24 protein-coding genes are annotated in these 23660 nt (G+C 65.3%); 17 read left to right on the top strand and 7 right to left on the bottom strand.

Annotation, left to right across the window (positions count from 1 at the left end):
• The 3 genes from wecB to ABUE31_RS06780 are packed head-to-tail and all read right to left on the bottom strand — an operon-like array spanning position 1 to position 3997.
• Entirely contained in the window at positions 1–1104 is a 1104-nt protein-coding gene (wecB, locus tag ABUE31_RS06790) for a non-hydrolyzing UDP-N-acetylglucosamine 2-epimerase (protein ID WP_367722771.1), read from the bottom strand.
• Positions 1101–2657, bottom strand: a complete 1557-nt coding sequence (locus ABUE31_RS06785; RefSeq protein ID WP_367722770.1) for a polysaccharide deacetylase family protein — start codon at positions 2655–2657, stop codon at positions 1101–1103. The genes wecB and ABUE31_RS06785 overlap by 4 nt, the downstream gene beginning before the upstream one ends.
• Positions 2654–3997 (bottom strand): phenylacetate--CoA ligase family protein, encoded by a 1344-nt coding sequence (locus ABUE31_RS06780; protein ID WP_367722769.1) that lies wholly within the window; start codon positions 3995–3997, stop codon positions 2654–2656. Before ABUE31_RS06780 ends, ABUE31_RS06785 begins: the two co-directional genes overlap by 4 nt.
• Positions 3998–4153: 156 nt before the next feature.
• Between ABUE31_RS06780 and ABUE31_RS06775 the strand changes: the two genes are divergently transcribed.
• The 6 genes from ABUE31_RS06775 to ABUE31_RS06750 are packed head-to-tail and all read left to right on the top strand — an operon-like array spanning position 4154 to position 10388.
• On the top strand, positions 4154–5995 hold the full coding sequence (locus ABUE31_RS06775) for a GMC oxidoreductase (protein ID WP_367722768.1): 1842 nt from the start codon (positions 4154–4156) through the stop codon (positions 5993–5995).
• Entirely contained in the window at positions 5992–6207 is a 216-nt protein-coding gene (locus ABUE31_RS06770) for a hypothetical protein (protein WP_367722767.1), read from the top strand. Before ABUE31_RS06775 ends, ABUE31_RS06770 begins: the two co-directional genes overlap by 4 nt.
• Positions 6207–7337: a glycosyltransferase gene (locus tag ABUE31_RS06765; RefSeq protein ID WP_367722766.1), complete on the top strand. Its 1131-nt coding sequence runs from the start codon at positions 6207–6209 to the stop codon at positions 7335–7337. The genes ABUE31_RS06770 and ABUE31_RS06765 overlap by 1 nt, the downstream gene beginning before the upstream one ends.
• A gap of 46 nt (positions 7338–7383) precedes the next feature.
• Positions 7384–8172 (top strand): ABC transporter permease, encoded by a 789-nt coding sequence (locus ABUE31_RS06760; RefSeq protein ID WP_367722765.1) that lies wholly within the window; start codon positions 7384–7386, stop codon positions 8170–8172.
• Between the two features lies 1 nt (position 8173).
• Positions 8174–8917, top strand: coding sequence for an ABC transporter ATP-binding protein (locus ABUE31_RS06755; RefSeq protein ID WP_367722764.1), 744 nt, complete (start codon positions 8174–8176; stop codon positions 8915–8917).
• 1 nt (position 8918) lies between these two features.
• The gene (locus ABUE31_RS06750) at positions 8919–10388 is read left to right on the top strand and encodes a glycoside hydrolase family 71/99 protein (protein WP_367722763.1); all 1470 of its coding nucleotides are present in this window, start codon (positions 8919–8921) and stop codon (positions 10386–10388) included.
• Positions 10389–10511: 123 nt separating this feature from the next.
• On the opposite strand, the gene ABUE31_RS06745 is transcribed toward ABUE31_RS06750, so the two are convergent.
• Together ABUE31_RS06745 and ABUE31_RS06740 are read right to left on the bottom strand one after the other, a co-directional pair.
• Positions 10512–11360, bottom strand: a complete 849-nt coding sequence (locus ABUE31_RS06745; RefSeq protein WP_367722762.1) for a fumarylacetoacetate hydrolase family protein — start codon at positions 11358–11360, stop codon at positions 10512–10514.
• 43 nt (positions 11361–11403) lie between these two features.
• Positions 11404–12207: an SDR family NAD(P)-dependent oxidoreductase gene (locus ABUE31_RS06740; RefSeq protein ID WP_367722761.1), complete on the bottom strand. Its 804-nt coding sequence runs from the start codon at positions 12205–12207 to the stop codon at positions 11404–11406.
• Between the two features lie 254 nt (positions 12208–12461).
• On the opposite strand from ABUE31_RS06740, the gene ABUE31_RS06735 reads away from it, so the two are divergent.
• The 10 genes from ABUE31_RS06735 (at position 12462) to ABUE31_RS06690 (ending at position 20686) form a co-directional block, all read left to right on the top strand.
• Positions 12462–13469, top strand: a complete 1008-nt coding sequence (locus tag ABUE31_RS06735) for a DctP family TRAP transporter solute-binding subunit (RefSeq protein ID WP_367722760.1) — start codon at positions 12462–12464, stop codon at positions 13467–13469.
• Between the two features lie 59 nt (positions 13470–13528).
• Positions 13529–14281 (top strand): SDR family NAD(P)-dependent oxidoreductase, encoded by a 753-nt coding sequence (locus ABUE31_RS06730; RefSeq protein ID WP_367722759.1) that lies wholly within the window; start codon positions 13529–13531, stop codon positions 14279–14281.
• 41 nt (positions 14282–14322) lie between these two features.
• Positions 14323–14751: a cupin domain-containing protein gene (locus ABUE31_RS06725; RefSeq protein ID WP_367722758.1), complete on the top strand. Its 429-nt coding sequence runs from the start codon at positions 14323–14325 to the stop codon at positions 14749–14751.
• Between the two features lie 25 nt (positions 14752–14776).
• On the top strand, positions 14777–15271 hold the full coding sequence (locus tag ABUE31_RS06720) for a TRAP transporter small permease (protein WP_367722757.1): 495 nt from the start codon (positions 14777–14779) through the stop codon (positions 15269–15271).
• On the top strand, positions 15268–16551 hold the full coding sequence (locus ABUE31_RS06715) for a TRAP transporter large permease (RefSeq protein ID WP_367722756.1): 1284 nt from the start codon (positions 15268–15270) through the stop codon (positions 16549–16551). Before ABUE31_RS06720 ends, ABUE31_RS06715 begins: the two co-directional genes overlap by 4 nt.
• Positions 16552–16561: 10 nt before the next feature.
• Positions 16562–17350: an IclR family transcriptional regulator gene (locus ABUE31_RS06710; RefSeq protein WP_367722755.1), complete on the top strand. Its 789-nt coding sequence runs from the start codon at positions 16562–16564 to the stop codon at positions 17348–17350.
• 84 nt (positions 17351–17434) lie between these two features.
• Complete coding sequence (dctP, locus tag ABUE31_RS06705) at positions 17435–18409, top strand: TRAP transporter substrate-binding protein DctP (RefSeq protein WP_367722754.1); 975 nt, start codon at positions 17435–17437, stop codon at positions 18407–18409.
• 89 nt (positions 18410–18498) lie between these two features.
• Positions 18499–19020 carry a TRAP transporter small permease gene (locus ABUE31_RS06700; protein ID WP_367722753.1) on the top strand — a complete coding sequence of 174 codons (522 nt, stop codon included), beginning with the start codon at positions 18499–18501 and terminating at the stop codon, positions 19018–19020.
• Positions 19017–20294 (top strand): TRAP transporter large permease, encoded by a 1278-nt coding sequence (locus ABUE31_RS06695; protein WP_367722752.1) that lies wholly within the window; start codon positions 19017–19019, stop codon positions 20292–20294. Before ABUE31_RS06700 ends, ABUE31_RS06695 begins: the two co-directional genes overlap by 4 nt.
• Positions 20295–20371: 77 nt before the next feature.
• Complete coding sequence (locus ABUE31_RS06690) at positions 20372–20686, top strand: NIPSNAP family protein (protein WP_367722751.1); 315 nt, start codon at positions 20372–20374, stop codon at positions 20684–20686.
• A 90-nt stretch (positions 20687–20776) separates the two neighbouring features.
• Here ABUE31_RS06690 and ABUE31_RS06685 read toward each other — a convergent pair whose 3' ends face one another.
• The gene (locus tag ABUE31_RS06685; RefSeq protein ID WP_367722750.1) at positions 20777–21772 is read right to left on the bottom strand and encodes a sugar-binding transcriptional regulator; all 996 of its coding nucleotides are present in this window, start codon (positions 21770–21772) and stop codon (positions 20777–20779) included.
• Positions 21773–21959: 187 nt separating this feature from the next.
• Here ABUE31_RS06685 and ABUE31_RS06680 point away from each other — a divergent pair, with 187 nt between their 5' ends.
• A complete protein-coding gene (locus tag ABUE31_RS06680; protein ID WP_367722749.1) occupies positions 21960–22721 on the top strand; it encodes a 5'/3'-nucleotidase SurE in 762 nt (253 codons plus the stop codon).
• Between the two features lie 30 nt (positions 22722–22751).
• On the opposite strand, the gene ABUE31_RS06675 is transcribed toward ABUE31_RS06680, so the two are convergent.
• The gene (locus ABUE31_RS06675; protein ID WP_367722748.1) at positions 22752–23600 is read right to left on the bottom strand and encodes a metallophosphoesterase family protein; all 849 of its coding nucleotides are present in this window, start codon (positions 23598–23600) and stop codon (positions 22752–22754) included.
• Positions 23601–23660: the final 60 nt, after the last annotated feature.

Raw genomic sequence — 23660 nt, 5'->3', positions numbered from 1 at the left:
TCAGTCCGACACGAGCAGCGTTTCGGCGATACGGCGTGACGCTGAGCCGTCGCCGTAGGGATTGGCGACCCCGGCAAGCCGGGCCCGCCGCTGCGGGTCGTCCAGCCATCCGGACACTTCGGACACGATCCTGTCGGGATCCCGGCCGGCGAGGCTCGCGAACCCGGCCTCGATGCCTTCGGGCCGTTCGGTCTGGTCGCGCATGACCACGACGGGCTTGCGATACGTTGCGACCTCTTCCTGAAGCCCGCCTGAATCGGTCAGGACGAGATCGCAGCGGTCCAGCGCATGCAGGGTTTCGACATATCCGAACGGTTCTCGCAGGAAAACGTTGTCGACGCCGGCGAGTTCGACCTGAAACACTGTCCGCACGTCAGGCTCGGGATGCATGGGCAGAACCAGGCGATGGAGCGGATACCGCGCCGCAAGCCGGCGGATCGCCGAACAGATATCCAGGAGGGTCTGGCCGCGGTTCTCGCGCCGGTGGCAGCTGACCAGGACGAGCGGACCGTCAGGCAGCGCAAGCGCTGCGTCCAGCGCCTTCCAGTCCTCCTCGCGGCGGCCGGCCCGCGCCAGCGCCACGGCATCGACCACCGTGTTGCCGGACATGACCACCCTGGTTCGGTCCACGCCTTCCGAAACCAGATTGGCTGCGGCACGGACGGTCGGCGCAAAATGCCATCGGGCAATCCTCGCCAGCATCTGCCGGTTGCCTTCCTCGGGGAACGGCATTGCCAGGTTGCCGGTCCGCAACCCCGCTTCGACATGCGCAACCGGGATGCTCCGGTAGTAGGCCGCGAGCCCGGCCGCAAAAGCCGAGTTGGTGTCGCCCTGCACCACCACCCAGTCCGGCTTTTGCCCAACCAGCGCCAGGTCCAGCACCGCGGTCATCGACGCCGTGAGTTGGGCAAGCGACGGGCGGCCTTCAATGGGCGGTAGCGCGAGGTCCGGAACGATGCCGAAATCGGCAAGCGCGCCGACGGCGAGTCGTGGATGCTGGCCGGTCGTCGCGACGACGACGTCCGCCTTCGGGCGCAGCGCGGCGACGACGGGGGCGAGCTTGATCGCCTCTGGCCGCGTTCCGATCGCCACGAACACCTTCATCGCAGGTGCATTCCATCGAAGATTTCGACCAGTTTGCCACGGTATTCCACGCAGGCGCCCCTTTTGTCGCCGTTATCGAGCCCGAATGCAAAGCCGCCGTCCTTTGCGACCACCTCCGTCCGGGCGTTCGCCGCAAGGAAGTCGAGAACCGCTTCCATGCCGAGATAGAGCGGGCTTTTCGCCGTTGCCGCAATGTGGTCGAGAAGCTTTCGGTGCGCCTCGATCCGCGCGTCCTCGTTACTCCAACCGTAGCTGTATCGCGCCGAAAACGGGTGATCGGTGTAGGCGAAGATCGATCGCGTTTCGAGAGCGGTGTCGAAGGCCTGGCGATAGGTCGCCAGCGGATCGCCGCCCGGAAGCATGCAGTCGCCGTGCAGCATGCACTGCTGCGACTGCCCGACAAACCCCCTGGGCAGGCCGGCAAGGCTGCCGCCCCGGGCGAGATTGAATGCGGGATCGCCGCCGACGTTGCCTCCGACGCAGCCCTCGTAGCCCGCCGCGTGCAACGCTTGCAGCGCATAGCCGGGCGTCTGATGAAATGGCGAGACCGCGTACCTCGGGCGCCGGCTGGTGACCTGTTCGAGGCGCGTCGCGGAGGACAGGGCCTCTTCCAAAGCGGCTGCGTAGCTGCCGCCCCAGTTCGCCATATGGGTTGCCGAGTGGGACAGGATGCTGCCACCGCCGGAAAGGACGTCGGCGAGGAGGGGAAACTCGCCGTCGAGAAGGGCGGTCTTGACGGCGAGCGACAGGGGTACGCCCCATTGTCGATAGGCGAGCCACAGGCGCCGCGCGGACTCGATGTCCTCGTCGCAATCCAGACGCATGGTGACGACCGCGTCGTGGCCGAAGGGGATCTCGCTGAGAACGGGCTGCGCCGGCAACTCGTCCGCGCGATGCGACGACAGGAACATTTCGACCAGGCGCCATTCGAAGGAATCGATCGGTCCGACCGGCCGGTTGAACCACAGGATCGACGAGTCCGGTTGATCCAGCAGCGCCGCGTAGCTGCCGACCTTGCGCCCCGGCGCCGCCATCAATGCCGCAAGCTCGATGTCGGGCGGGACGTCCGTGACTTCGCCTGGGCCCCAGATCGTTTGCCCGGAGGCGATCGATCCGTATCCGAGATTGTTCCACTCATCGGCGTAGTCGAACCGCTGCAGCGGCCTGCGCCACGCGTTGCCGCCGAGCCGGCGCGCGAGCGGGCCGTACTGAACGAATGCGGGGCTTTCGCGGAACTCATGAACCGGCGCGGCTTGCGCCGCACCATCGAACGCGTTGGCCCCGTTGCGGGGTTTGAGGCTCGCGCCGAGCAGTTCGCACAGAAACGATGGCGGCCTGCCGAACACGATCAGCTTTCTTGGACCGCCGGCCAGCCAGGAGCGCATGATGTCGCCATTGCCCTCGCCGGGATCGACGAAAGCGGCGATGCCGGCATCAAGGGGCTCTGTCCGGGACTGAAAGCCGACCTGGCCATGGCCGACCGACCGTCGCAGCGCCGCCGCGACCAGCCTTCTGGCGTCCGCCGATCCGCCGTGCCCGACGACCTTGATCAAGCCGATACCACGTGTCGGAACTTGGCGCGGTCGCCAACGCGCACCATCTCGTCGGCGCCGACGAAGGCCAGTCCGAAAGCGTCGCCCCACTGGGCGCGGACGCGGCTTGCGATTTCCTGCGTGTCGGCGTCCGGCTCGGGCACGATCCTCAGCGTTGGCGGGTTGGTGCGCATGTCGAACTGGAAATCCCGTATCCCCTGGACGCGATGGTCTAACACGTCCTGAAGATGGTGGGTAAGGTAGGGGGCTCCGCCGACCTCGATCGTGTCGTGCACCCGCCCGACCAGGTTCTCCAGAACCGGCACGCCGTCTACCCTGGAGATCGAGGCGAGATCACCGGTGTCGTAGCGTATCAGGGGCATCAGGCGGTTGCGAAGCCCGGTGACGATCAAGCGGCCGGGCTCCTCGCCATCGCCGGGCTGCGTCTCCGCCCAGCATTCGGAATCGAGGAGATCGAGCGCACCGCGCCGATCATGCAGTTCATAGGCGATGATGCCGAACTCGGCGAGCCCGTAGCGATTGATGACGCGGCAGCCGAAGACGTCCGAAATGATGCGGCGCTTGCGCTGGTCAAGGACCTCGCCGCTCGATTCGAACACCTCGAAGGCGGTTGCGACGCCTGCCGCCTTGCTGTCGCTCAGGTGCATGGCGAGCGCAAAGACGGTCGACGGGTGCGCGTGCACCAGATACGGCGATCGTCGCTCGATCGTGCGCCACATCGCGGCGAGGGCAGGGGCGTCCACGCGGTCGAAGAAGATGTTGCTTCTGTTCATCGCCAGGCATTTGAAGGTCTCGCGGTCCGGCCAGCCGCGGCGTTCGACGTCGGCATACCGCGCCGCGAAGTGCAGCGTCGAGCGCAGCCGCGTCGCGCCGATGCGCTCGCGGCAATAGGCGGTAACGGCGGACGAATAGTCGGCGGCGTCCTGGTCATAGAAGATCACCGCCTTGCGGCCCGTGGAACCGCCTGTGCGGCATGCATGGTGACGGGTTTCGGCGAGCGGCCGCGACAACAGCCTTTCCCCCTGCTCGTCGATGATGTCCTTGGTGAGCAGCGGCAATTCCTCGAGTCGCGCCGGATCGGCCGCCGCCCGGCCCGGATCGAACCCCAGCCGAGAAAACAGGTCGCGGTAGTAGGGAACGTTGGCTCCGGCGAATTGCAGCATCTCGGCGAGACGGACCTTCGACGCGGCCTCGCGTTCGGCGGGAGACAGCGCATAGTGCCTGCGCAGCTTGACGATCTTGCTGGCGACGTCACGCCGCTCGATAGCCTCGGCGACCGGATAGAACACCAACGCCGTGGCGATTCCCCTTGCGAGCTGCCAATGCCGAAGACCGATCACGAATACTGTTTTCCGGGAACCAGACAACGTCGTCGCCGGCCCTGAGGCGCGAGGCGGCGCTTGCGAATACCATTTTTGCAGTGGTTATATTAGCTGGGCCAAAGTGGGGAGCACCAGTGCCGTCGCGGACAAAACAACACTTTTCTGGCGGTCGCCATGCTCGCTAGCGCTGATGTCGCGCGCCGCAACGACTACGCCTTCACCATCATCGGCTCCGGTTTCGCCGGGTTTTTCCTGGCCGAGAAGCTGGCGAAGCTCGGACGGGTGCTGGTCATCGAGGCAGGGTCTCTGGAAGAGCCGCTGGCCATGGGCCATGGCTACTACGAGGTCGAATCGACGGGGATCGCCCTGCCATGGCTCGGCACGCGATTGTCGGCGTTCGGCGGGACTTCGAACCACTGGACCGGCCACTGCCGGCCATTTTCCCCAACAATTTTCCGGAATCGAGACGGAATAGGCATTCCGGGCTGGCCGATCCGGTATGGCGACTACGAGGCCTATCTCGGCGAGGCGCGAGCCTGGCTGAACCTGCCGGAGCGGTATGACGACCCGGCCGACCAACTGTCGCGAGGCCTCCTCGCCGATCACCGGGGGCTGACGACGGACCTGTTCATGATGCCCGATCCGTTGCCGAAGCTTGGAGCCTCGCCGATACGGGAACGCCTGCTTGCGCATCCCGGGATCGACGTCCTGCCGGGCATGCGGGTCACGGATATGATCCTGGAGGCCGGAGGAGGGCTTGTCCGCGAGGTGGAGGCTGCCGGCGCCGACGGCAGCAGGCTGCGCCTGCCTGTGCGCAGGGTGCTGCTGTGCGCCGGAGGCACCGAAAACGCCCGGCTGCTGCTATGGGCGGGCCGCAAATATGCCGCCGGAAATCCGTTTCTCGGGGGACCGAACGAACTCACGGGGAAATATTACGCCGAGCACCCGGTCTACTGGCCGGTCGAAATGTTCTTCGACCGCAGGGTCGACCTGTCGAACAGCATACCGACACGGCACGGCGACGTGCTCCGGTATCTCGCGTGGCGACCGGACGATGCGCTCCTTGAACGCCATCGGCTGCCGCGGTTTGCCGCCATCATGCTCGACAGCGGGATAAAGTCGACGGAAGGCGAAAGCCCTGCCACGGACCACGGAGGATGGCTGCGCGAGGCAGCCGGCTACCGATGCGTCATACCGGCCCTGAAGTTCGAGCAGACGCCACATGAACGCAGCCGAGTCGAACTTTCCGAAAGGCGCGATCGCGACGGCACGCCCCTGGCGCGCATTCACTGGGAGATTCTTCCGAGCGATATCGACAGCTACCGCAGGGCGACGTTGCTGCTCTGCGGCCTGTTCAACCAGGGAGGTCTCGCCCGCGCGCGGATGCGCCCCGCCTACAGGAAAAGCGACTGGTCCGATATCATTGCCAATCATGCCGGCCACCAGCTCGGCACGACCCGCATGGCTCATGCGCCGACGGCCGGCGTCGTCGACAGCGACTGCAAGGTCTTCGGCTTGAACAATCTCTTCATCGCCGGCTCCTCGGTGTTCGCCGCCAGCGACTACGTCAACCCGACGATGAACTTCCTCGCGCTCGCGGCACGTCTTGCGGCAACGCTGACCGCGGGCTTCGGCGAGGTGGGGCAGGGCTTTCGATTTGGCCACGACCGTCCGGAGAACCGATACCTGCTCGAAGGATGGTCGCATGCCGAGGACCTCGGCATCTGGAGCGAGGGTCGGGTGTCGCGACTTGTGCTGCCGGCTGCGGGCGCAACGCGGCTGCGCTTGGCAGGTTGGGGCTACAGGGAGGTTGATTTGGCGCTCTCCGTCAATGGCATTGAGGTGTTCCAGGGTCGGGGCAAAGACGCCCAGCGCTTCGAATGCGAGATAGACGGGCGAGCCGAATGCGAACTGGTCTTTTCGTTTCCCTCGCCCCAGTCGCCGGCTTCCCTGGGCGAAAGCGACGATCAGCGCAAACTCGGCTATTTCATCCGATCCGTGGAACTCTCGGGATGACCAGGAAAAGCTTGCCCACGCACCTGGCCGGCCTGGACAGCAGGGCGTTTTCAGCCCTTGTCGACCAGGCGGACAACGATTACGGCGAGGGGCGCGTCGCCGTCGATGCCGACGGCTGGATCGTCTCGGAAACGGAAATGCTGTTGCGGCAAACGCTGGCCAAGCCCGACAGTCGCCGCAGGGGTCGGCTGAAAAAGCCGTCGCGGGCCTGATGCGCGTCCTGCATTTCTACAAGACCTACTATCCCGACAGCTTCGGCGGCGCGGAGACCGCGATCAACGACATCGCCCGCAGCACCGCCCGGTACGGCGTCGAAAGCGAGGTGCTGTCGCTCAGCCGCACGCCGGCGGAAAGCACCATGCGGGTCGACGGGCACTGGGCCCGCAAGGCACGCCTGCATCTGGAAGTGGCGTCGACCGGACTGTCGCTTTCCGTGCTCGGCGAGTTCGCCCGCATGGCGACCGGCTTTGACATCATCCACTATCATTTCCCATGGCCGATGATGGATGTCGCGCATTTCCTCGCCGGCATCCGCAGCGCGACGGTCGTCACCTATCATTCCGACATCGTGCGCCAGAAGCGCCTGCTCGCGCTCTACAAGCCGCTCATGTACCGCTTTCTGGACAGCATCGATCACATCGTTGCGACGTCGCCGAACTACCTGCAATCGAGCGCGGTCCTGCAGAGGTTCCGGGAGAAGGTCTCGGTCATCCCGCTTTGCGTGCGACCTGTTTCGAGAGCACCGACGCTGGCGGCAGCCGCCGATGCATGGCGACGGCGGCTGGGCGGCCGCTTCTTCCTGTTTCTCGGCGCGCTGCGCTACTACAAGGGCCTGCCGTACCTGATCGACGCCGCGGCGCGCACCGGCTATCCCGTGGCGATCGCCGGCGACGGGGAGATGGCGTCCTACCTCGAGCGGGAAGTGCGCCGGCGGCGGCTCGCCAACGTCCACCTGCTGGGCGCGCAGACGGAAGACGAGAAGCATGCTCTTCTCGAAGCCTGCCATGCCTTCGTCTTTCCTTCCCATCTCCGGTCGGAAGCGTTCGGCATCGCGCTCCTCGAGGCGGCCGAGTTCGGCCGGCCGCTGATCTCCTGCGAGATCGGAACGGGCACCAGCTATGTGAATGTCGATGGCGAAACCGGACGCGTGGTCCCGCCCGCGGACCCGGAGGCGCTCGCAGCGGCAATGACCGAACTCTGGCATGACGAGGAACTGGCGGCGAACATGGGCATCCGCGCGCGACAGCGCTATCATGCGCACTTCACGGTCGAGGTTGCGGGCGAGGCCTACGCTTCGCTCTACCGCCGACTTCTCCGCAGCCGAACATCGAACGGAGCCTGATCGGACCGGTGAAACTCATCGACCGCCAATCGCGAAAGACCGGCGCATGACGAGCGTTCGCTCAGGCTTTGACGACCTCGTGACCGGCGCGCGCAACGTCGATTTCTGGGCGTTCATGGCGCATCACGAAGTCAAGCAGCGCTACCGACGGTCCTATCTCGGTCCGTTCTGGGTGACGATCACCACCGGCATCATGGTCGGCGCGATAGGCACCATCTATGGCGGCATGATCGGCTCGGACGCGGCGCGCTACGTTCCTCACCTGGCCGTCAGTTTCGTGCTCTGGAGCTTTATCAGCCAATCCATCCTGGAGGGCTGCCACATGTTCCTCGAGGCAGGCGGCGCGATGCGCCAGATGAAGACGCCGCGATCGACCTTCCTCTACAAGACCCTCTACCGCAATGTCCTGCTGTTGCTGCACAACGCTGTCGTGATCCTGGCGGTCTTCCTGCTGTTCGGCGTTCTACCAGGCTGGCCCCTGGTGCTGCTTCCGCTCGGGCTTGTGCTGCTGTTCGCCAACATCGCCTGGATGGTTCTCGTCAGCGGCATTCTTTGCGCGCGATTCCGCGACGTTCCGCCGATCATCATGAGCGCCCTGCAACTGCTGTTCTTCGCGACGCCGGTCCTCTGGATGCCCGAGGCGCTGCCCCCGCATCTGTCGCTCATCATGCTCAACCCGTTCTTCCATCTCATCGCCGTGGTGCGCGATCCGCTGCTCGGCCACTGGCCCGACATGGTGTCGGTCGCGATCTGCGCCGCAATGGCGGTTTTCGGCTGGATCGGGGCGCTTGGCCTCCTCAGCCGCACCCGCAAGCGGATCGTGTTCTGGGTCTGATATGGCAAGCGTCCTGCTCGAAAACGTAGCCCTCGACTTCCCGATCTACGGGTCGACCACCCAGTCGCTGAAGCGCCGCGTGGCGAAGGCGCTGGTCGGCGGCGCCATCGAGAAGTCGGGCTCCAAGGTGACGCTGGTGCACGCTTTGTCGGACGTCAGCCTCGCGCTGGCGCCCGGCGACCGGATCGGTCTCGTCGGCCACAACGGCGCCGGCAAGACGAGCCTGCTGCGGTTGATCGCCGGGATCTACGAACCCACCGGCGGGCGGCTTGAGGTCGTCGGCCGCATCACGCCGCTGCTGGACATCGGGCACGGCGTCGACCCGGATGCGACGGGCTATGAAAACATCGTCCTGCGCGGCCTCTATCTCGGTCGCAGCAGGCGCGAGATCGACACCGCCATGCCGGCCATCGCCGAGTTCAGCGGCCTCGGCGATTTCCTGGAACTGCCTGTGCGGACCTATTCCGCCGGCATGACCTCGCGGCTGCTGTTTTCCGCCTCGACGCATTTCCCGAGCGATGTCCTTTTGATCGACGAGGGCATCGTCGTTGGCGACGAGGATTTTCAGGCGAGGGCGATCGAACGCCTCGACGGACTTGTCGGCCAGGCCGGCATCCTGATGATCAGCAGCCATGCGACGGACATCCTGGAACGCTACTGCACCAAGGCTGTCAGGATGGCTGGCGGACGCATCGTGGCGACCGAACCGATTTCGGCCTCGGAAGGTCCGGAGGTCGCGAGCTGAAATGGCGGGTGGTTTTCAGAAATCAGTCGGCCTGACGCGGTCTGTCAGCAGTCCGGCGGCGGAGGCACAGCTGCCGCGACGGCCGCATGTCGGCATCTACCTCTACGGCTGGTACGACGACGAAAAATGGACCAGCCACCGGTTTCCGCTCCGTCCGCAGATCGGCTTTTACCGGTCGGGCGACCCGCTCTTGGCGCGCTGGCAGGTCGAGCAGATCGCCCGGACGGGAGTCGATTTCGTCGTCTTCGAGATGGTGCCGCACAGCGACCACAGCTTCGAGCAGATCTGCAGCCATGTCCGAAACTGCCTGCCGCTGCTTGCCGAACGCGGCATCGGATATTCCTTCCTTGTCGACATGGCGATCTTCCGGGAAATCGCCGAACCTTTCCGGATCTATTCGGAGACGCTGGAACGGCTTGCCGGCGAAGGCTGGCTCGAGGGTTGCTTCGACTGCGCCGAACTGGGCAAGCCGCTCTTTCACTTCGCGCCAAAGGTTGGACAGGTCGCCGAACTCCGGGAACTGGCGCCGTCGCAGATGGATTGGTGGGCCTGCACCTGGTCGCCCGAATGGGGCCACATACGCCCGGAGACCTATCCGGACGGCGTCCGGCATGTCCTCGGAGCGGATTGGGAAGACGCGTTGGCCCGCGGCGTCACGCTGCGGGAATCGCTGGAAGGGAACGGCTACTTCCCGTTCTGGACCTCCAATGGGGAAATGCCGGTCATGAACGGCGTGGCGGCGGTCGCCGCGGGCTACGACGACCTGATGCTCGAGCGGGATCCCCAGTTGTCGCCGCCTCTCGACCATGATGACGGGCGCACCCTCGAAACGCAGTTCCGCAACGCCCAGGCAAACGATGCCCACACCGTGATCGTCTATGGCTGGAACGAATATTTCGAAACCGCCGTCATCGAGCCGACCCTCGATTGGGGCGATTTCTATCTCCGCCTGACAAGCCATTTCGTGTCGCAATTGAAGTCGGGAGAGCCAATCGGCAGGCCGGACTGGTCGACAAGGCCGGAACCCGCGAAACCCCTCTACCTGACCCCGGATCTGGCGAAGGCGGGGGCGTCGCATCCCGATGGCCTGCCCCGCTGGGACCGGGACGAATGGAAGGCCGAGCTCGGGGGGGCGGTGTCGATCCGCCGTGCCGGCGACCGGCTCAGCCTGGACGGAATTTGCGTGATGAACACGGGGATCAGAAGCTGGTCCATCGCCAGCGAGAAGGATCCGATCCGCCTGGGCGTGCGGCTTTTCGACGGCTTTGGCGCCGTTCAGCGCGAGGGACGTGCGGCGCTCGCCGCGCAGGACGTGCAGCCTGGCTCGAAGCTGGACTGTTCCATCGAGGTCGACGTTTCCGGCCTGCCGGCGGCGCGCTACCGCGCGGAGATCGGCGTCGTCTGGGAGAACAGGATGTGGTTCCACCCAAAGGGTGGCCTACCGCTCGTCTGCGATGTGGAGATTAGCTAGCAGTCTTTCCCATGCGCCGACTTGGTGCGTCAGGCGACAGTTGGCGCCGACACGCGATGAGTTCGGCCTTGCGCCCCATTGCCGGCGACGGCCGCCGCACTGGATTGCAGCGGCCTCCGTCCGTCAGCGCGCGCCCACCATGCGATGGGTCTGCTCGCCGAGCCCTTCGATTCCGAGTTTCACGACCTGGCCTTCGCGCAGGAAGACGGGGTCCGGCTTCTGGCCCAGGCCGACGCCGGGCGGGGTGCCTGTGGCGATGACGTCGCCCGGATGGAGGGTAAAGCAGAAGCTGACATACTCGACCAGGGTCGCGACGTCGAAGATCATCGTCCTGGTCGAGCCGTCCTGGTAGCGCTTGCCATCGACATCCGCGAACATGCGCAGCGCCTGAGGATCCGCCACCTCGTCACGGGTGACGAGCCAGGGCCCGATCGGGCCGAAGGTTTCGAAGCCCTTGCCCTTGTCCCAGACGCCGCCGCGATGCGATTGCCATTCGCGCTCGGAGACGTCGTTGATGAGCGTGTAGCCTGCGACATGCTCGAACGCGCGTTCCTTCGGCACGCGGCGCGCGAGCGAACCGATGACGATGCCGAGTTCGACTTCCCAGTCCATGCGCGTGGCGCCGGGCGGGATGATGGTGTCGTCGTCGGGGCCGCAGACGGCGCTCAGCGACTTCAGGAACAGAATAGGCTCCTTGGGGATGGGCGAGCCTGTCTCGGCCGCGTGGTCGGCATAGTTCAGGCCGACGCAGACGAAGTTGCGGGTCGGCATGACCGCCGGGCCGAGCCTGGGTGATCCCTCGGCGCGGGGAAGCGTGGCCGGGTCGATTGCGGCGAGGCGGGCGAGGCCGTCCGGCGAGAGCGTATCGCCGGCGATATCGGGAACGATGCCGCTCAGGTCGCGGATGGAGCCGGCGGCGTCGAGGAGGCCGGGCTTCTCAAGGCCGGGTTCGCCGTATCGCAGGAGCTTCATGGTGTTCTTGCCTTCTTTTTGGATCGGATGCGCGCTGGCGCGATTAGCTGTAGGAGCCGGCGTCGAGAGCCGTCTTGCGATAGGCCGCGCCCATCACGAAGCCGCCGTCGATGACGACGTCCTCGCCGGTGATCATCGCGGCGTCGTCGCTGGCGAGGAAGTAGACCAGCGAAGCGACCTCCGACACCTCCACCGCGCGGCCTGCCGGGGTCAGGTCGAGCATCGACTTCAGGTGCGGCGCGTTCCGGTTGAGGTCGGTGACGACGAGTCCGGGGCAGACGCTGTTGACGCGGATGCGGGCGCTGGCGAATTCCAGCGCCGCCGAGCGGGCCAGCCCGCGCAGGCCCCATTTGCTCGCGGTGTAGGCCGGGTCCGGATGTCCCGAGAAGCCGGAATTCGAGGAGATGTTGACGATCGCGCCGCCTCCCCCTGCCGCCATCAGCGGTGCGACGGCCTTGATACCGAGGAAGGCGCCGGTGAGGTTGACGCCGATCACCGCGCTCCAATCCTCGATCGTCGATTGCGCAATCGTCTTTCGGCGGATGATCCCGGCGTTGTTCACGAGCACGTCGATGCGTCCAGCCCACTCGCGAGCCGTCGTCACGATGGCTTCCCATTGCGCCGCGTCGGTCACGTCGAGGCGCTGGAAGCGGACGTCGAGCCCATCCGCGCGCATGGCGGCGGCCGCCGCCTCGCCGTCCGTTTCGAGGACGTCGGCGAGGATCACCTTGGCGCCATGTCGGGCGAAAAGCCGTGCCTCCTCAAGGCCTTGGCCGCGCGCTGCGCCCGTCACCACGGCGAGGGAGCCCTTCATGCGCTCATCGATTGTCGCGCGCTCGTTCTGCATCGTCCGTCTCTCCTCACCTTGGGGCAACCAGGTATCACAATTTGCGAAAATTGTTCCTTGATCACGCCTTGTCGCACATCGTGCGTGAACGCAAGTGAAATAGGCAAATTTCGTATACTCAATTGGCAGTTTGGTCTCAAGGCGGTGCGCTGCAACGAAGCCGTTTGCAAAAAAATGTTGCACAATGTGAGAATTTTGATATCGACGAGCGACGGAGGGCCGACGAAGACATTCCGGTCCAACGGGAGGAAAATATGCGGTTTTCATGGAAGGCGGCATGCGCCGTCGGCGCACTGCTTTCGTACGTCGCTGTCGGATCTGCGGCGGCTCAGACGATCAAATTCAGCTACCCTGTCGCCAACAGCAATCCGATGGGCCAGACGATCGACCGTTTCGGCGAGATCGTCGCCGAGAAGACGGGCGGCGCACTGCGCGTCCAGGGTTTTCCCGATGCCCAACTCGGCAATGAAATCCAGACCGTTTCCTCGGCGCAGGGCGGCATCGTCGAGATGGGCGTGACGTCGACGGCCGGCTTTGCCGGGACCGTCGCCGAGTTTGACCTGTTCAACATGCCGTTTATCTTCGCCAATGACCGCGTGCTCGAGCGCATGATGCGCGGCAAGGCGGTCGGGCAGATGCTCGAGAAGGCCGGCGCAGTCAATCTCGTCGGCCTGTGCCTTTGGGATTATGGGTTCCGCAACTTCACGAACAATCGCGGACCCATCAACGGGATCGACGATCTCAGCGGCCTGCGCATGCGCACGATCCAGAACCGCGTGTACCTCGATTCGCTTGCCGCGCTCGGCGTGAACCCGAACCCGCTGCCGTTCCCCGAGACCTACGGCGCGCTCGAGACCGGTGCCATCGACTCGAACGAGATCGCCAACTCCGTCACGCGCTCGACCTCCTTCTACGAGGTTCAGAAGTACCTGACCGAGAGCCGCCATTTCGCGACGGCCGCCGTCGTCTATGTCGGCAAGCGCTTCTGGGATCAGCTCTCCGCCGACCAGCAGGGCGCGCTGCGCGCTTCCTGCGACGAGGCCGCCGCGTTCAATCGCGAGATCATCACGACGTCGGGTGCCGAAACCCTCGCCTACCTCGCCGAGAAGGGCATGCAGGTCAACGAGATCCCGGCCGAGAACATGGCTGCGATCAAGGCCGCGGTCGCGCCCGTGATCGAGCAGGTGAAGGGTCGCGTGGATGCCGACCTCGTCACGCTCTTCTCGAGCGAACTCGCCGCGGCGGAAGCACAGACGAACTGATGTCTTGAAGCGCGGCCGCCTCGTTCCGGGGCGGCCGTCACCCATCCGGAGCAACGATCATGGTCGAGCGCCTTCTCGAAGGCCGGCGTGCACTGGTGACGGGCGTCAGCGACCCCCGCAGCATCGGCTATGGCGTGGCCAGCCTGTTCCTGCGCGCCGGCGCTGAGGTGGCGATCGTTGATCGCGATCCGGACAAGGTCGCGGCCACGGCCGCGAGCCTCGGGCAGGGCGCCTTCCCTTTCGCCGCCGACATCGGCGAGGAATCGTCGGTGCTCGCGCTCTTCGGGGCGCTCCGTGAGCGCTGGGACGGGCTCGACGTGCTCGTGAACAACGCCGGCATCGCGCAGCCAGGCAAGGTCGATGCGATCTCGACGGCGGATTTCGACCGCATGATCGGGGTCAACCTGCGCGGGACCTTCCTCGTCAGCCGCGAGGCGGTCGGGCTGATGGCCGCCGGCGCGTCGATCGTCTGCATCGCCTCGATTGCGGCCCAGCGCGGCGGCGGGCTGATGGGCGGCTCCCACTATGCGGCGTCGAAAGGCGGCGTTGTCGGCCTCGTCCGCGGAATGGCCCGCGACCTCGGCCCGCGCGGCATCCGCGTCAATGCGGTCAACCCCGGCGTGATCTGGACCGGCATGACCATCGGCTTCTACGACGACGCCCTCGAAAAGAAGGTGCTCGAACAGATACCGCTCAACGAATTTGGCACGCCCGAAGATGTCGCCATGGCGTGCCTTTACCTCGGCTCATCGATGTCGCGCTACGTCACTGGCGTCTGCCTGGACGTCAATGGCGGCATGTACATGAGCTGACCTCCCACGGGCGACCGAAAACGCAGCAAGGAAGAACGAAGATGAATCAGGCCGATGTCAGACCCGTCGTCACGCGAGGGGGCGCGCTCGACGACCGGACCGGGCAATCCGGGGATTGCGTGCGCCGTTCCGGCGTGAGCCCCCAGCATACGCCGGCTACGAAGATCTGGTTCGGCCAGGTCAGCAACGAGCCGGGCTTCCGCTCGCCGCCGCATCACCACGGCGAGGCCGAGACAGGCGGCTACGTGCTGCGAGGGCACGGCCGGATCTATTTCGGCGAGGAACTGAAGGAATATGTCGATCTCTACGAGGGCGACTTCGTGTTCGTGCCTCCGCACATGGTCCATGTCGAGGTGAACATGAGCATCACCGAGCCGCTGTTCTGGCTCACCTGCAGGACGCCGGACAACATCGTCGTCAATCTCGACGATGTCCCGGATACGGCGCTCGAGGGCTACCGGCGTCCCTGACGGGATCGAGCGAGGGAGGAAGGCCATGCTGACGAGGCTCGCGAACGCCTATTTCAAGGCGCTCGATCAGATCGTGGTGATCTGCCTGGCCGGCATGGTCGTCATGGTCTTCGGCAACGTGGTGCTGCGTTACGGCTTCAACGGCGGCATCACGCAGTCGGAGGAACTGTCGCGCTGGCTGTTCGTCTGGATGGTCTTCTGCGGCGCGATCGTCGTGCTGCGCGAAGGCGGGCATATCGCGGTCGACATGTTCGTGGCGCGCCTGCCGCGCGCCGTGCGGCAGGCGATCGCGATCCTTGTCACGATCACCATGCTCGGCCTCACCTGGCTCGTCATCCAGGGCGCGTTGACGCAGGTCTCGGTCAACCGGACCTCCTTCGCGCCCGCCTCGGGACTGTCCCTCTCCTGGTTCTTCGCGGCGGGCCTCGTCTTCGGCGTCTCCGCCTTCGCGATCCTGCTGGTGCGCCTGTGGCGCGAGATCCGCGGCGTCGACAAAGGCGCCGGGGAGGGCGGTCCATGACCGCATTCATCTTCGTCGCGACGCTCCTGGGCGGCATCGCGCTCGGCTTTCCGATCGCCTATGCGCTGCTGCTCACCGGCGTCGCGCTGATGCTGCATATCGGCTTCTTCGACGCGCAGATCGTGGCGCAGAACCTGATGAACGGCGCCGACAGCTTCCCGCTGATGGCGATCCCCTTCTTCATGCTCACCGGCGCGGTGATGAACAGGGGCGGCCTGTCGCGGCGCATTGTCGAGCTTGCGCTGGCAGGCCTCGGCCATGTGCGCGGAGGCCTCGGCTACGTCACCATCCTGGCGGGCCTCGTGATGGCTTCGTTCTCGGGCTCCGCGGCCGCCGACGCGGCGGCGCTCGCGGCGATCCTGATACCGATGATGCTGACCGCCGGCCATGACGCGCGTTCCTCCTCGGGCCTCGTGGCCTCGACGGCCATCATCGCGCTCGTCATTCCCCCCTCGATCGGCTTCATCCTGATCGGCGTCGTCGGCAACATCTCGATCACGCGGCTGTTCCTGGGCGGCATCGTGCCGGGCCTCGTGATGGCTCTCGCCCTGACGATCGTCTGGTACGTTCTGAACCGCGGGGCGCTCAACCTTGCGGTGCGCGAGCGCGCGCCGCGCGGCCTTGTCTGGGCCCGCTTCCGGGAAAGCTTCTGGGCGCTTTTCCTGCCGGTGATCATCGTGGTGGGCCTGCGCTTCGGCGTGTTTACGCCGACCGAGGCCGGCGTCGTGGCGAGCGTCTATGCCATCTTCATCGCCATGTTCGTCTACCGCGAACTCGATCTGAGTGGGCTGCACGCCGCCCTCCTCGAAGCCGGCAAGCTTACCGCGACTGTGATGTTCCTCGTCGCGACCGCGGCTGTTTCGGGCTGGATGGTCACGGTCGCCGGCCTGCAGGCGCAGGTTGCGCAGCTTGTCGCGCCTCTCGCGGCCGAGCCGCAGCTGTTCATGCTGGTCGTGGTTGGCCTCGTCATCGTCATCGGAATGGCGATGGACATGGTGCCGATCATCCTGATCCTGGTGCCGGTACTCCTGCCTGTCGCGGTTTCTGCCGGTGTCGATCCGGTCTATTTCGGCGTCATCTTCCTCATCGCCTGCTCCATCGGCCTTATCACGCCGCCGGTGGGAACCGTCCTGAACGTCGTCGCGGGCGTTTCGCGCATTCCGTTCATGCAGGTCGTCAGGGGCGTGTGGCCCTATGTCGTCACGCTCATTCTCGCGCTCGGCTTGATGATCGCCTTTCCCGCGATGGTAATAGCGCCGGCCCGATTCCTGGCGGGCTGAGGGGGACGCTATGACAAGCCTGACCAAGATGCTGAGCCTGCTCGAGCATTTCAGCGACCAGACCATGACGATCGACGTGGCGCGCGCGGCCGAGATCGTCAGCGCCTCGCGCGCGACTGCCTACCGCTACTTGAAGAGCCTGACGGATTCGGGACTTCTCGCCGCTTCCGTCGACGGTACCTACGTGCTCGGGCCGCGTGTCATGGAGCTCGAGGCGCTGATGCGCCAGAACGATCCGCTCCTCAACGCCGCGCGCGCGATCATCCGGCGCCGCGCCGAGGAACTCGGCATCAACATCATGCTGTGCTCCTCCTACGGCAGCCGCGTGCTCTGCGCCGATCTCGCCTGGCCCGACCGCAGCGTGCCGGAAATCTATCACCGCGGCCGCTCGATGCCGATCTTCCGGGGCGCGATGGCGAAGGCGATCCTCGCCAACCTCTCCGACTATCAGCGGCGCCAGCTCTATGAGCACAACGCCGAGGCGATCCGCCAGGCCGGGCTCGCCGACAGCTGGAAGGGCTTCGCCAAGGCAATGTCCGATATCCGCTCGGCAGGCGTCGTGATCACGCGCGCGGAAGTGTTCGACGGGCTCGTTGGCGTCGCCGCGCCTGTCTGCGACGTCGAGAAGCGCGTGCTCGGCAGCGTCGTGTTCGTCATCGGCCTTGGCCGGTTCGAGACCATGAACGCCGACGAGTTGAGCAACATCCTCCTGCAGATCGCGCAGGAGATCGAGCGCTCGCTTGCGCTCAAGCTGTCGCTTGCCGCGACGGCGCATCATCCCCCGCCACGCGCCCGATGACACCGGGCGACGTTTCGGGAGAGCGGGAGGGCGGATGACCCCCCAAGAAGGGGCCGCCGAACAATGAAACCACTGGAGACAATAATGCTACGGACACTCTCGATTACCGCCGGACTCGTCGCCCTCGGGCTGTCGGCTCCGGCCTCGGCGCAGACGACGTTCCAGATCGGACACTCGCTGTCGCCGAACTCGCACTACCAGGTCGGGGCGCAGACCTTCGCCGACCTCGTCGCCGAGCGCACGAACGGGCGCTACCGCATCGAGATCGCGCCGGGCGGTTCGCTCGGCTCGGAGCGCGAGATGGTCGAGGGCGTCCAGTTGGGCACCGTCGACATGGTGCTGACCTCGATGGGCACCGTCGGCGCATTCGTTCCGGAGACGCTGGTCCTCGACCTGCCGTTCCTCTTCAATGACGCGGCGCACGCCCGCGCCGTCATCGATGGCGAGATCGGCGCCGGATTGCTCGAGGCCGTCGAAGCCAAGGGCTTCCGTCCGCTGGCTTGGGCCGAGAATGGCGTGCCGGGTTTCGTCACCCGCGACCGCGCGATCGCCAAGGCCGAGGACCTGAGCGGTCTCAAGATGCGCGTGCAGGCGAACGAGCTGCACACCGCGACCTTCGAAGCCATGGGCTCGCAGGGCGTTCCGCTCGGCTTCGGCGAAATCTACACCGCCATGCAGACGGGCGCGATCGACGGCACCTACATGGTCGTGCCGATCGTCGTGACGAGCAACTTCTGGCAGGTCCAGAGCCACATGACGATGGCCCCGCTGTTCTACCAGGCGGCGATGTTCATCATGGCTCCGAGCGCCTGGGACCAGCTCGACGAGGCCGATCGCGCGATCTTCGTCGAAGCCGCGCGCGAAGCGGGCGTAGCCACCCGCAACGCCGTCGAGAAGGCCGAAGCCGAGGGTCTCGCGACGCTGCGCGAACACGGCATGACGATCGCGACCGAGTATGACCGCGAGAGCTTCGACCGTGCGCTGGCGCCGGTCTACGAGCGTTTTGCCGACCGCATCGATCCGGCGCTGGTCGAAAAGATCCGCCAGCAGGGCAACTGAGCGGCCAGAAAGACCGGGAGCGGCGGCCTGTGTCGCCGCTCCCGGAGCTACCCGGCATCTCGCCGGTGCGTGGAAGGGTGGAAGTGCGCATGACTGCAATGATCCTGAAGGTGATCGACCGGGCGGTGCTCCGCTTCGTCGCGTTTGCCGCCTCGCTGGCGCTTGCGGTCGCCGCGACGCTCGCATTCGTGCAGGTGATCCTGCGCTTTGTCCTGTCGAGCCCGGTCAGTTGGACCGATGCGACGACGCAGCTGCTGATCGTCTGGATGGTGCATCTGGGCGTTGCCGTCACCATGCGCGCCGGGGCGCTGGTTTCCGTCGACGCGGTGCGCCGCCTTGCCGGAGTGCGGGCCCAGCCCGTGTTCGACCTGATCTGCGCGGGCATCACGCTGGCGTTTCTCGGCAATCTCGTCTGGTTCGGGATCGAGATGGTCGAGCGCGCCGCGTCGCAGAACCATCCGGCGCTCGGCATCAGCATGTCGTGGGGCTACGCGGCCGTCCCGGTCGGCGCCGCCTTTGCCATCGTCGCCGTGATCGCCCGCATCCTCGATCCCGCGACGGAGGCGGCAACCGCCGCCGCCGCGGCAGACGCTGAAGGCGCCAGGACATGATAGTGCCGCTCGTCTCCTTCATGATGCTCCTGCTGGCGGGCGGCCTGCCCGTCGCGGTGGCCGTCGGCCTTGCCGGCATCTTGACCATCCACTTCTTCTCGTCGCTGCCGCCGGTTCTGATCGGCCAGCAGTTCTACGTCGCGATCGACAAGTTCTCGCTCGTCGCGATCCCCTTTTTCGTGCTCGCCGGCAACATCATGGAGGTCGGCGGCATTTCGCAGCGGTTGATCGACTTCGCCAAGTCGCTGGTGGGGGAGGTGCGCGGAAGCCTCGCGCTGACCTGCGTCCTCGCCTGCATGATCTTTGCCGCCGTCTCCGGTTCCGGAACGGCGACGACCTTCGCCATCGGCGCCATAATGATACCCGCCCTGCAGAAGCACGGCTATCCGACGCCCTGGGCGGCGAGCCTGCAGGCGACGTCGGCCGAACTCGGCGTCATCATTCCGCCGTCGATCCCGCTCATCCTCTACGGCGTCGCCGCCGATGTCTCGATCGGCGAACTGTTCGTTGCAAGCGTCCTGCCCGGCCTTCTCGTCGGCGGTGCGCTCATGGCGTATGTGCTGGTCTGGACTCGCTTTTCCAAGGCCGAGATCAGCGAGGGCGTCGACGGCTATCCCGTCTTGGTCGCGTTTCGGCGCGGCGCCTTCGCGCTGTTCATGCCGGTCATCATCCTCGGCGGCATCTATGGCGGCGTCTTCACGCCGACCGAGGCGTCGGTGGTCGCCGTCTTCTACGCGCTGTTCGTGGCGCTGGTGGTGCATCGCGAGATGTCGTGGCGAGACATTCCGGCGGTGCTGCACAAGACGGTGATCAGCTCGACCATCATCATGTTCATCATTGCGGCGGCCGGCCTGTTCAGCTTCATGATCAACCGCTCCGGCGCGCCGGCCATGGTCACGGACTGGCTGTTCGGGATGGTCGACGGGCCGATCGGCTTCCTGCTCACGGTGAACCTCTTCCTGCTTGTCGTCGGCATGTTCATCGAAGGCGCCGCCGCAATCATCGTGCTCGCGCCGATCCTGGCGCCCGTGGCGATCGCCTTTGGCGTCGATCCCGTGCATTTCGGGATCGTCATGGTGGTCAATCTGGCGCTGGGTTTCGTCACCCCGCCTTTCGGCGTCAACCTGTTTGCCGCCTGCACCGTGGCCAAGATCCCCGCGGACCGGGTGTTCCGCCCCATCCTGCCCTTCATAGGCACGGTTCTGGTCGCGCTGACGATCATAACCTTCCTGCCTCAGATCTCGCTCTTCCTGCGCGACCTCGTCTACCGCTGAGCCGGCGGTCCAGGCCTCCCCGGCTACGTTTTCGCCGCCGGGAGCCGCGCGCCCAGACTGAATGAAGGAGCTACGCGATGATCGTCGAAGAACGCATCTACCGCATCCAGGCCGGAAGGCTTCCGGAATACCTCGCACGCTACGAAGCGATGGGGTTCGACCTGCAGCGGCGGATCCTGGGAAACCTGATCGGCTATTTCACGACCGAGATCGGTCCCTTGAGCAGCATCGTCCACATGTGGGGCTACGACAGCCTGGACGATCGCGCGAGGCGGCGCGCGGAACTCGCCGGCCTGGCAGAATGGCAGGACTATCTCCGCGTCTGCACGCCGATGATCGTCGAAATGGAGAACCGGATCCTCGTTCCGACGTCCTTCTCGCCCCTGCGCTAGGGCCAGCCGGAGCCGCGTGTGTGCTGACGGTGCCGATTGGCAGCAGCTATCGTGCGTCCACGGCGACGGGCGAGTTCGCGGTGGAGCCCTTCAGGAACTGGTTCGCTCTATCGGAGGCAATTCCAGAAGCGCGTTTGCGGCCGCGACATCGGTGATCAGCACCCTTGCGCCGGTGGCAAGCAGGCCCGCGCGAATGGCCTGGGCCTTCCTCACCCCGCCGGACGTTATGACGACTTTCGGCACCTGCCGAAGGTCGGTCGGGTCGATGGCCATGACACGCCGATTGACGGGGTGATCGATCACGCGTCCGTTCTGATCCACGAAGTGGCACAGAACGTCTCCCACCGCTCCAGCGTCGCGCAGGCTCTTGGCCTCGTTCGGCGCAAGAATGCCGCGCCGGAAGATCGACGCCTGCGGGCTCAGGTCGCCAACGCTGAGCAGCGCTATGTCCACGGAGCGCGCTCGCTCGCGCAGGTCTCGAAAATCCGCCTGGTCCCAGAGTGCCGTCACCAGGCTCGTATCCGGAACGAACACCGGCGCGGTGATCTGAAAAAGCTCGGCCTGGTAGAAGTCGGCGAGACGCCAGGCAACAGAGGACGGGTTGTGAACCGAAGCCCTGGTCAGTCCGCCGAGCAGCGACACGACCGTCATGTCCTCGACCTCCTGCCAGGTCAGCGAGCGCATGCATGCCTGCAGCGCCCCGCCCCAACCGACGCCGACGGAAAGGCCATTGGAGATCTGCTCGGAAAGATACCGCGCGGCGCCGTAGCCGACCACGTTGGCGATGGTCGCCTCGCTCTGGTCTGAGGCGGGAACCACGGTGGCCTCGAAAAGCCCGAGATGCTTTTCCAGCGCGCGCTGCAGCGCCACGGAAGACTGGGCCTGCGAATTGATGATGATCTGAACGGTCCCGTCTTCGCGCGTGGCTGCGAGCAGGCGCAGTACCTTGAGGCGGCTGATGCCCAGATTGTGGGCCACCTGTTCCTGGGTCATGCCTTCGACATAGTAGAGCCATGCGCAGCGGAGCTTCAGTTCCTCCTGGTTCGCCTGGAAGGCGGTTCGCTTGGACTTTTTCCTGGCGGTCATGGCGCTGTTGCCTCTCTCAGAAGGGATCCGGCTGCATCCTCAATATCACATCGCCCGGCTTTTCAAAACGAACAAAACATCATACTAGAGAAACTATGTTCAAAAATGGATCGTAGGTTCGCTTGGGGAGTGCAGCGCCATTGTTGCCCGGTCCCCTGAGAAGCGTTGTCCCAACCCGAGGGCTTTTATGAAGATACTGATTTCCAACGACGACGGCATCGATGCGCCTGGCCTGGCAATCCTTGAGCGTGCGGCGGCATTGATTAGCGACGACGTCTGGACGGTTGCGCCTGAAGGAAACCGCAGCGGATACGGCCATTCCATCACCTTGCGACGCAGCTTCCGGATCGAACGGCGCCATCCGCGGCGCTTCGCCTGTTCGGGTACACCCGCCGATTGTGTGATCGCAGCCATGCAATGGGTGTTTGAAGCGTCCGAGACGCCGGACTTGATCCTCTCGGGTATCAACGAGGGACGCAACGTGGCCGAAGACGTGGCCTATTCCGGTACGATGGCCGTGGCGCGCGAGGCCGCGCTGGTCGGCATTCCAGGCATTGCCTTCTCCATGCCGAGGGATGCCGGCCCGATCGAGGGCGAGGGGCTTCAGTGGCTCGCGAACCGTATCGAGGGATTCTGGCGCGCACGCGATGAGTGGGCCCATGAAGGCCACTGGCTGAGCGTCAACCTTCCCCGCCGTCTGCCTGCTCCGCTCCGCGCTGCGCAGATCGGGCGGGACAAGGTTGCCAAGCGTGCGATCATCCATCGCCAGGATGCGAACTCAGCCGATATCGAGCCGCTGGCCGACCGGGACTACGCCGCCCGGGACGGCGACGAGAACAGCCTTGTCGACGGGGGCATCGCCAGCGTAACCCGTCTGCACTGGATGGGCCACGCAGGCGTTCCCGAATCACTTCTGTGGGAAACCGCCGCCCGCGCCCGGCAGGCCTGAACGAGGGCGGCATTCCCCTTTGCCGGAAGACTATCCGGCGAAGGGGTAGACCACCTTGATGACGTCATCGAGGTGGCTGTTTTGGAATCCGGGATGGCCGCAAACGGTCGTCGCGACCGTTCCGTCGTCCTCGAACCTGTGCTCGAGATAGCCCACCTGGCGCTGCCCACCCATTTCAGGGACCAGTTTCTCCCGGGTCGTGAAGGCGATCGACGGGCACCATACCAGGCCGGTCTGACCATGACTGCGCAGCCGTTCCTGATGCAGATGACCGCTGGCGATCATTCGTAGGCGCGGATGCTCCATCAGGAATCTCAGCGCCTCGCGACCCTCGGGATCGACCGTCCAGTAGCTGAGATCGATAGGATCCGGATCGTCGATGAAGAAGGGCTGGTGGGTAAAGAGCGCCAGGTGGCGGTCCTCCACATCAGCAAGTTGCTCCGCAATCCAGGCATTCTGTTCCGCCTCGCGCGACAGCCCGGAACCCACCAGCAGGGAGTTGATGCCCAGAACGAGCCAGCGCTCCCGGTCGACCCTCCAGCGGTCTTCTCCGTAATAGTCCAGGTAGCGGCGCATGCGGATGTCGTCGATCGTGCTGCCGTTTTCGGCAGCGGGGCGGGAAAGTCGCGGATTGTCCCCGACGTCATGATTGCCGGGGATGAAATGGATGTGCTGGTCCAACGTCTCGTAGAACGAACGACAGAAGCTGAAGTCGTCCTCGTGGCGAATTCCGTCCAGCGTGATGTCGCCGGTGTGAACGATGAGGTCATGGGTCGAGTTCTTCAGCACCTCCAGCATCAGTTCGTTGTTGCGCTGAAAATGGCCCATACGTGCCGACAGGTGCGTGTCGGACAGGTGAAGCATGCTGAAAGCGGTCATTCCGGTCTCCTTGAGGACGGCGACGCGGCCACGGGAATCGGACCGCCATTCCAATTTTGA

The organism is Mesorhizobium marinum, assembly GCF_040813675.1.
Taxonomy (GTDB): domain Bacteria; phylum Pseudomonadota; class Alphaproteobacteria; order Rhizobiales; family Rhizobiaceae; genus Mesorhizobium_K; species Mesorhizobium_K marinum.
The sequence above is the reverse complement of the archived record's forward strand: the minus strand, read 5'-3'. Positions and strand labels throughout refer to the sequence as shown.

What these genes read in the sequence shown, in the direction of transcription:
- wecB (WP_367722771.1), bottom strand. Translation starts at nt 1,104, where the DNA reads ATGAAGGTGTTCGTGGCGATCGGAACGCGGCCAGAGGCGATCAAGCTC.
- ABUE31_RS06775 (WP_367722768.1), top strand. Translation starts at nt 4,154, where the DNA reads ATGCTCGCTAGCGCTGATGTCGCGCGCCGCAACGACTACGCCTTCACC.
- ABUE31_RS06770 (WP_367722767.1), top strand. Translation starts at nt 5,992, where the DNA reads ATGACCAGGAAAAGCTTGCCCACGCACCTGGCCGGCCTGGACAGCAGG.
- ABUE31_RS06765 (WP_367722766.1), top strand. Translation starts at nt 6,207, where the DNA reads ATGCGCGTCCTGCATTTCTACAAGACCTACTATCCCGACAGCTTCGGC.
- ABUE31_RS06760 (WP_367722765.1), top strand. Translation starts at nt 7,384, where the DNA reads ATGACGAGCGTTCGCTCAGGCTTTGACGACCTCGTGACCGGCGCGCGC.
- ABUE31_RS06755 (WP_367722764.1), top strand. Translation starts at nt 8,174, where the DNA reads ATGGCAAGCGTCCTGCTCGAAAACGTAGCCCTCGACTTCCCGATCTAC.
- ABUE31_RS06750 (WP_367722763.1), top strand. Translation starts at nt 8,919, where the DNA reads ATGGCGGGTGGTTTTCAGAAATCAGTCGGCCTGACGCGGTCTGTCAGC.
- ABUE31_RS06745 (WP_367722762.1), bottom strand. Translation starts at nt 11,360, where the DNA reads ATGAAGCTCCTGCGATACGGCGAACCCGGCCTTGAGAAGCCCGGCCTC.
- ABUE31_RS06740 (WP_367722761.1), bottom strand. Translation starts at nt 12,207, where the DNA reads ATGCAGAACGAGCGCGCGACAATCGATGAGCGCATGAAGGGCTCCCTC.
- ABUE31_RS06735 (WP_367722760.1), top strand. Translation starts at nt 12,462, where the DNA reads ATGCGGTTTTCATGGAAGGCGGCATGCGCCGTCGGCGCACTGCTTTCG.
- ABUE31_RS06730 (WP_367722759.1), top strand. Translation starts at nt 13,529, where the DNA reads ATGGTCGAGCGCCTTCTCGAAGGCCGGCGTGCACTGGTGACGGGCGTC.
- ABUE31_RS06725 (WP_367722758.1), top strand. Translation starts at nt 14,323, where the DNA reads ATGAATCAGGCCGATGTCAGACCCGTCGTCACGCGAGGGGGCGCGCTC.
- ABUE31_RS06720 (WP_367722757.1), top strand. Translation starts at nt 14,777, where the DNA reads ATGCTGACGAGGCTCGCGAACGCCTATTTCAAGGCGCTCGATCAGATC.
- ABUE31_RS06715 (WP_367722756.1), top strand. Translation starts at nt 15,268, where the DNA reads ATGACCGCATTCATCTTCGTCGCGACGCTCCTGGGCGGCATCGCGCTC.
- ABUE31_RS06710 (WP_367722755.1), top strand. Translation starts at nt 16,562, where the DNA reads ATGACAAGCCTGACCAAGATGCTGAGCCTGCTCGAGCATTTCAGCGAC.
- dctP (WP_367722754.1), top strand. Translation starts at nt 17,435, where the DNA reads ATGCTACGGACACTCTCGATTACCGCCGGACTCGTCGCCCTCGGGCTG.
- ABUE31_RS06700 (WP_367722753.1), top strand. Translation starts at nt 18,499, where the DNA reads ATGACTGCAATGATCCTGAAGGTGATCGACCGGGCGGTGCTCCGCTTC.
- ABUE31_RS06695 (WP_367722752.1), top strand. Translation starts at nt 19,017, where the DNA reads ATGATAGTGCCGCTCGTCTCCTTCATGATGCTCCTGCTGGCGGGCGGC.
- ABUE31_RS06690 (WP_367722751.1), top strand. Translation starts at nt 20,372, where the DNA reads ATGATCGTCGAAGAACGCATCTACCGCATCCAGGCCGGAAGGCTTCCG.
- ABUE31_RS06685 (WP_367722750.1), bottom strand. Translation starts at nt 21,772, where the DNA reads ATGACCGCCAGGAAAAAGTCCAAGCGAACCGCCTTCCAGGCGAACCAG.
- ABUE31_RS06680 (WP_367722749.1), top strand. Translation starts at nt 21,960, where the DNA reads ATGAAGATACTGATTTCCAACGACGACGGCATCGATGCGCCTGGCCTG.
- ABUE31_RS06675 (WP_367722748.1), bottom strand. Translation starts at nt 23,600, where the DNA reads ATGACCGCTTTCAGCATGCTTCACCTGTCCGACACGCACCTGTCGGCA.